This window comes from Micromonospora sp. KC606 (genome assembly GCF_004348675.1).
In the GTDB taxonomy this organism is placed as follows: Bacteria; Actinomycetota; Actinomycetes; order Mycobacteriales; family Micromonosporaceae; genus Micromonospora.
Genome location: NZ_SMKN01000297.1, coordinates 1 through 5627, shown reverse-complemented (window position 1 = coordinate 5627; position 5627 = coordinate 1). Strand labels below are relative to the sequence as shown.

Sequence of the window (5627 nt, the reverse complement as noted above, 5' to 3'; positions counted from 1 at the left end):
GCCCCCGGCACCGCCGCGCTGGCCCGGGCGCCCGCCGGCGGGGCAAGGGCCCGCTGCCCCGGTACGGCGGCGCTGCCGGTCGCGGTCGGGCCGGTGCCGGCGGTCGCCGATCCATCGGCCGGGGAGTCCGCCGGGGCGTGGGGTGGGCCTGCCGTGGCGACGGAGTCGACTGCGGACGGTGCCGTGGGGCCGACCGTCTCCGCCGGAACCTCTTGCTCGCCCATGCTCACCCTCCGCACCGCGCTCGCACCCGCCTCCGTGGCGCCGGAGGCGGGTGTGCCTGAGTGCCACGGTGCCACACAACACCCCGCCGGCACAGCCGTAGTGCGTACCGGACGGTGAGTCGGCGTGGCTGCCGCAGGTCAGGCGCCGCTGCTCGCCGTGGCCGCCGCCGGGGCGCTGGTTCCCGGGGCGAGGCTGCTCGGTCCGGTGCTCGGTTCCGCGTTGCTGACCTCTGGGCTGGGCGCGGCGGGGCGCGAGGTCGCCGACGACGGCGACGGGCTGGACGCCGACGGGCTGGGCGACGGTGACGGGCTCTGCGAGGGCGAGGTGCTCGGGGCCGACGGCCGCGGCGACGGCGTCGTGGTGGCGCTGGGCGACGGCTTCGGGGAGGTGGTCGGCTTGGGTGACGGCGAACCGGTCGGCTTCGGGGCCGGTGTGGTGGGCGCCGGGGACGGAGTGGCCCTGCCCGGCACCGCGCCGACGACCCGGGTCGCCGCGTACAGGCGGGACCAGGGAACCGTGGCGATCTTGACCACGTCGCCGGAACGCGGGGCGTGCACCATCTTGCCGCCGCCGATGTACATCCCCATGTGGTGGATCGTCGTCCAGCTCACACCCGAGGCGAAGAAGACCAGATCGCCGGGGAGCAGCGCACTGCGGTCCACCGTCCGGGAGCGGGTGGCGTAGTACTGGTCGCGGGCGACCCGGGGCAGTTCGTAGTAGCCGGCCGACCGGTACGCGGCCCAGACCAGGCCGGAGCAGTCGAACCGGTTCGGCCCCTCGGCCGCCCACAGGTAGGGGTCGCCGAGTTGGGCCAGCGCGTACCGGACGGCGGCCAGTGCCTGCGGGCTGGCGATCAGGCCGGTGCTGCTCTGCCCCTCGACGTACGCGGCGCCCAGCTTCTGCTCGGCGGCCTCCTGCTGCCGCTCCAGCTCGATCAGTCGCGCCTGGTTGTCCGCCCGGAGCTGGACCAGCTTCCGTTCGCTGTCCCGCAGCGCCTTCTCCACCGCGGTGAACTGCTCGGTGGCTCGGCGGACCCGGTCCTGGGCGGCGGTGACCGCCTGGGCGGCGACCTGCTCGGCCGTGCGGGCCCGGGACAGTTCGCCGGCCGCGGCCGTGGTCGCCCCCCCGGCCTGCTCGCCCCGGGTGATCCGCTGGAGGAGGTCCAGCCCGTGGAGGTCGGCGGCGATCTCGCCGGGCGGCAGCGCCGCGTCGGCCTTGACGGCCTCGGCCGCGACGTCGTCGACCTGGGCCAGGGCCCGGGTCAGCGCCTCCCGGGCCAGCCCGAGCTCCCGCTCGGCGGCGGTGAGCTGCGTCTGCGCGTCGGTGCGCTGCTGGCGCAGTTCGAGCAGCTGGTCGCCGAGCTGGCCGTGTTGCACCTCCAGCGCACTGATCTGGGCCATCAGTGGACCAGCCGGCGCGCCGCTGACCGGCGGCGCCGAACCGGTGCCCGGGTAGCCGGGGACGCCGCCCGGCAGGCGCAGCCCGCCGGTGACGACCGGGCGGGAGCCGGTGTCCGGGACCGCGTTGGGCAGCGGCGGCTCGGCGTACGCGGGGGTGGCCAGGGCCATCGCCGCGACGGCGCTGAGCAGGGCGGACCAGAGCACGGGACGCAGCACCGGCGAGACCACCGGGCTCCTGCCTGGCCGCTGCCGTCGCCCGTGCCCGCTGTCGACCATCTGGCTCCCCGTCCGGCTGGCGTCGCCGCGCACGGATCGACGCGGCGGGACGGGACGGTACCAGTGTGTAGTTCCGCCCCATTCTGTCTTACCGCACCCCGGCAGCGATGTCGATGCGTGAACAGGTAACGGGAAACTGGGAGTCTGGTGAGAGACGTCGCTGCCGGTGCCCGTCCTGCGGGCTGGTGGCCGGTGCGACGTAGGCTCGACGGGACCGCAGGTGGAAGGGACGTGGCTTTCGATGGACGCCGGACTCAAGCGCGAGCTCGAAGCGAAGGTGTACGCCGGGGAACGGCTGACCCGTGAGGATGGCGTCGCCCTCTACGACAGCGACGACCTGGCCTGGCTGGGGCGGTTGGCGCACCATCGGCGCACCGAGCTCAACGGCGACCGGGTGATGTTCAACGTCAACCGGCACCTGAATCTCACCAACGTCTGCTCCGCCTCCTGCGCGTACTGCTCGTTCCAGCGCAAGCCGGGCGAGAAGGACGCGTACACGATGCGCGTCGACGAGGCTGTCCGCAAGGCCAAGGAGATGGAGGACGCGCAGCTCACCGAGTTGCACATCGTCAACGGCCTGCACCCGACGTTGCCCTGGCGGTACTACCCGAAGGTGCTGCGGGAGTTGAAGGCCGCGCTGCCGAACGTCAACCTCAAGGCGTTCACCGCGACCGAGGTGCAGTGGTTCGAGAAGATCTCCGGCCTGAGCGCCGACCAGATCCTCGACGAGTTGATGGACGCCGGCCTGGAGTCGCTGACCGGCGGCGGCGCGGAGATCTTCGACTGGGAGATCCGCCAGCACATCGTCGACCACGCCTGCCACTGGGAGGACTGGTCGCGCATCCACCGGTTGGCGCACTCGAAGGGGATGAAGACCCCGTCGACGATGCTCTACGGCCACATCGAGGAGCCTCGGCACCGGGTCGACCACGTGCTGCGGCTGCGTGAGCTCCAGGACGAGACCGGCGGCTTCCAGGTCTTCATCCCGCTGCGCTACCAGCACGACTTCGTCGACTCCGCGGACGGCAAGATCCGTAACCGGATCCAGGCCCAAACCACGATGGCCTCGCCGGCCGAGTCGCTGAAGACCTTCGCGGTATCCCGGCTGCTGTTCGACAACGTGCCGCACGTGAAGTGCTTCTGGGTGATGCACGGCCTCTCGGTCGCGCAGCTCTCGCTGAACTTCGGGGTGGACGACCTGGACGGCTCGGTCGTGGAATACAAGATCACCCACGACGCCGACTCGTACGGCACTCCGAACACCATGCACCGGGACGACCTGCTGCACCTGATCTGGGACGCCGGTTTCCGCCCCGTCGAGCGCAACACCCGCTACGAGGTGGTCCGCGAGTACGATCCCGCCCCGTCGCTGGCCGAGCGGCGTGCCGAGCCGCAGCAGGTCTGGGCCTGAGTCCGCCCGTATCCTCACAGGCATCATGACCGGACGGGCGCGATGACCGAGCAGCGGGCCGGGTTTCCCCGGCGGGACGCCAACGGGCGAGTGCTCACCCTGGGTGACCTGGTCGGGGTCAGCCTCGCCGGTTGGCTGATCGGGGTGCTGGCGCTGGTTCTCTTCGACTGGGCGTTCGACCTGATCGGCGCCGGCGAGTTCGGCCGCACCAACGGCTGGCTGGCGATCATCCTGCCGGCCTGGCTCTACTGGGACGACTTCCGCGCCTGGGAGTTCGGGGTGGCCCGGGTGGTGGCGGCGCTGGTCGCCGGCGCGGTCGCGGTGGTCGGTGGCCTGCTGGTGGCCGGGCTGGCCGCCGGTCTCGCGCCGCTGGCCACGGGCGGCCTGGCGGCGGCCGCGTTCACCGTGCTGTACGCGGTGCTCTGGTTCCAGGGCGTGCACTGGCTGTCCCGGCGGACGGGTTGAACCACCGCCCCGGGGCACCCGGTGCGCGGAGAAACGGAGTGGGAACGTGAGCGCGGCGGTCAAGTACACGGTGGGTCGGATCGGGCTGTTCGTGGTGGTCGTGCTGGCCCTGTGGCCGGTCGAGATGAACATCTTCCTGAAGCTGATGCTGGCGCTGGTGTTCTCCGCCGCGGCCTCGTTCTTCCTGCTGCGTGGCTGGCGGAACGAGATGGCCGAGGAGATGGCCGTGGCGGCCGAGCGCCGGCGCGCGGAGAAGGAACGGCTCCGCTCCGCGCTGGCCGGCGACGACCAGCCGGCCGGCGAGGAGCCGGGCGGCCAACCCCGCTCCTGACCCGGGTCTCATGCAGGCAAGTTTCGCCACCCGAGGCGGGCGTGAAAATAATTGCCGGCGAGAGGATCGGGCTGGGATGGGTCGGCTGAGCGATGAATGTTGATATGACCATGTGACTCTGGTGGAGTGTGCGGACACGGGATCTCCCCGTACCCCAGGAGGTTGTCCATGGCCTTCCGCACATATCCCCTCCGACGCCAGTTGGTGCTGGCCATCGCCGTGGGACTCGGCCTCGTCGCCGTCGCCACCGGGCCGGTCGCCGCGCGACCCGCGCCGGAGCCCGATCCCGGCGCCTCGTACCGGGTGCTCGGCCCGCGCACCCTCGCCGACCGCAACGCCGTCGCCCGCACCGGCGCCGCGATCGACTACTCCGAGCACGGCAAACTGCACATCTCGGCCACCCGGGCCGAGGCGGCGGCGATCACCCGCCTCGGCTTCCGGCTGGTACCCGACACCACGGTGGACCCCCACAACCGCGGCGGGACGGGCACCCTTGCCTTCCCGCCCGCCGACGCCAACTACCACGACTACGCCGAGCTGACCGCCGTGGTGAACAAGGTGGTCGCCGACCACCCGACGATCGCCCGCAAGATCAGCGTCGGCCGGTCGTACGAGGGCCGCGACCTGATGGCGGTGAAGATCTCCGACAACGTCGGCACCGACGAGAACGAGCCGGAGATCCTGTTCAACGCCCAGCAGCACGCCCGCGAGCACCTGACCGTCGAGATGGCGATCTACCTGCTCAACCTCTTCACCGACAGCTACGGCACCGACACCCGGGTCACCAACGCCGTCAACACCCGGGAGATCTGGATCGTGCCGACGGTCAACCCCGACGGCAGCGAGTACGACATCGCCACCGGGTCGTACCGCTCCTGGCGGAAGAACCGGCAGCCCAACAGCGGCTCGTCGTACGTCGGCACCGACCTCAACCGGAACTGGAGCTACCAGTGGGGCTGCTGCGGCGGCTCGTCCGGTTCCACCTCGTCGTCGACCTACCGCGGCCCGTCGGCCTTCTCCGCGCCGGAGTCGCGGGCACTGCGGGACTTCGTCAACAGCCGGGTCGTCGGTGGGGTGCAGCAGATCAAAGCCAACATCGACTTCCACACCTACTCGCAGCTGGTGCTCTGGCCGTACGGCTACACCACCGCGAACACCGCCACCGGGATGACCGCCGACCAGTACAACACCTTCGCCACCCTGGGCCGGCAGATGGCGACGACCAACGGCTACACCCCGGAACAGTCCAGTGACCTGTACGTCGCCGACGGCACCAGCATCGACTGGATGTGGGGCGCCCACAAGATCTGGGCGTACACCTTCGAGATGTACCCGGGCTCGTCCGGCAGTGGCGGCGGCTTCTACCCGCCCGACGAGGTGATCCCCCGGGAGACCGCCCGCAACAGGGAGGCCGTGCTGATCCTCTCCGAGTACGCCGACTGCCCGTACCGCGCGATCGGCAAGCAGAGCCAGTACTGCTGATCGCTATCTGCCGGTGGGGTCCCCCACACCCCCGGGG

General features: G+C 71.4%; 4 protein-coding genes and 2 pseudogenes. 4 read left to right on the top strand and 2 right to left on the bottom strand.

Going from position 1 to position 5627, the window contains the following annotated elements:
- Positions 1–224: pseudogene (locus tag E1193_RS32625) on the bottom strand (hypothetical protein); the annotation flags it as partial.
- Between the two features lie 138 nt (positions 225–362).
- The gene (locus E1193_RS29635; RefSeq protein WP_132186451.1) at positions 363–1901 is read right to left on the bottom strand and encodes a C40 family peptidase; all 1539 of its coding nucleotides are present in this window, start codon (positions 1899–1901) and stop codon (positions 363–365) included.
- 241 nt (positions 1902–2142) lie between these two features.
- Between E1193_RS29635 and mqnE the strand changes: the two genes are divergently transcribed.
- From mqnE to E1193_RS29615, 4 genes and pseudogenes are all read left to right on the top strand, one after another.
- Entirely contained in the window at positions 2143–3312 is a 1170-nt protein-coding gene (gene mqnE, locus E1193_RS29630) for an aminofutalosine synthase MqnE (protein WP_132186450.1), read from the top strand.
- 42 nt (positions 3313–3354) lie between these two features.
- Positions 3355–3777, top strand: coding sequence for a hypothetical protein (locus E1193_RS29625; RefSeq protein ID WP_132186449.1), 423 nt, complete (start codon positions 3355–3357; stop codon positions 3775–3777).
- 46 nt (positions 3778–3823) lie between these two features.
- A complete protein-coding gene (locus E1193_RS29620; protein ID WP_132186448.1) occupies positions 3824–4108 on the top strand; it encodes a DUF4229 domain-containing protein in 285 nt (94 codons plus the stop codon).
- Between the two features lie 168 nt (positions 4109–4276).
- Positions 4277–5587 (top strand): annotated as a pseudogene (locus E1193_RS29615) (M14 family metallopeptidase); the annotation flags it as partial.
- Positions 5588–5627 lie beyond the last annotated feature (40 nt).

What these genes read in the sequence shown, in the direction of transcription:
- E1193_RS29635 (WP_132186451.1), bottom strand. Translation starts at nt 1,901, where the DNA reads ATGGTCGACAGCGGGCACGGGCGACGGCAGCGGCCAGGCAGGAGCCCG.
- mqnE (WP_132186450.1), top strand. Translation starts at nt 2,143, where the DNA reads ATGGACGCCGGACTCAAGCGCGAGCTCGAAGCGAAGGTGTACGCCGGG.
- E1193_RS29625 (WP_132186449.1), top strand. Translation starts at nt 3,355, where the DNA reads ATGACCGAGCAGCGGGCCGGGTTTCCCCGGCGGGACGCCAACGGGCGA.